At 43.0% G+C, this 840-nt stretch carries 1 protein-coding gene and 1 pseudogene; both read right to left on the bottom strand.

Annotation, left to right across the window (positions count from 1 at the left end):
- Positions 1–110: 110 nt before the first annotated feature.
- On the bottom strand, positions 111–326 hold the full coding sequence (locus tag EMM73_RS19815) for a hypothetical protein (protein WP_145987579.1): 216 nt from the start codon (positions 324–326) through the stop codon (positions 111–113).
- A pseudogene (locus EMM73_RS20445) lies at positions 323–840 on the bottom strand (hypothetical protein); the annotation flags it as partial. The gene EMM73_RS19815 and the pseudogene EMM73_RS20445, both read right to left, overlap by 4 nt.

Raw genomic sequence — 840 nt, 5'->3', positions numbered from 1 at the left:
TACCCAACGCATCATAGCCAAAACTATGATTACCCAAACCACTGCTGGTGATGCCTGTTTAGGGCAAATCGAAAAATAGGGGTAAGGTAGAAGGCCTTACCCCATGTTTTTTAGCTTTTATCTTTGTTGTTTAGCTTGACCCAATAAGCTACAACTACAAAAAAGCAAAACATATACAAATAGCCTAAAAACTTCTTTAATGCCGCTATTTGATGTTCTTCATAAGGTAGTGCTTCTATTTGTTCTGTCGCAAAAGGTAAAAGCAATAACGACAGACAAGCAAACGCTATCATTGCTCCTGATGCTTTCCATTTATTTTTCATCACTTTTTACATCCACAATCATCAAAGCTTTCCACGAAATCCATACCCACATCCGCCAGATCTCTGCCAAATCCAGATAGTGCACCAAGCCCAGCACCCTTTGTTAGATTTCGCAAGAAACCATAGCCTTTTCCTCCAGAGGTATACCCACCTAAGAAGCCTGACACGGCACCATTCAAAGTATCATCTAACGCTATTTTAGGTGTACTACTTGCCGTTACCAAAGTGGCAATTCCAGCTGCTGTAAAATTACCTCCGTTTACAAGTGCAGTAGCTCCACTTGCCAAGCTAGGGATCCCTAGCTCAGCTGCTGCATACTCCGCGACGCCATACGAAGCTGCACCTACAAATATTCCTGCCAATCCAAATCTGGCTCCTTCAATCGCACCTTGTGCAGCCCCTTTTATTCCATTTCTCTCCGCCAGAGAAAAACAATACAATCCAAAAGGATCTATGCCAGTTAAAGGATTCCCGCCGACATATGAGTAAGTATTCAACCCACCCGCCAAACCAATAG

This window comes from Rheinheimera sediminis (assembly GCF_004005375.1).
In the GTDB taxonomy this organism is placed as follows: Bacteria; Pseudomonadota; Gammaproteobacteria; order Enterobacterales; family Alteromonadaceae; genus Pararheinheimera.
The sequence above is the reverse complement of the archived record's forward strand: the minus strand, read 5'-3'. Positions and strand labels throughout refer to the sequence as shown.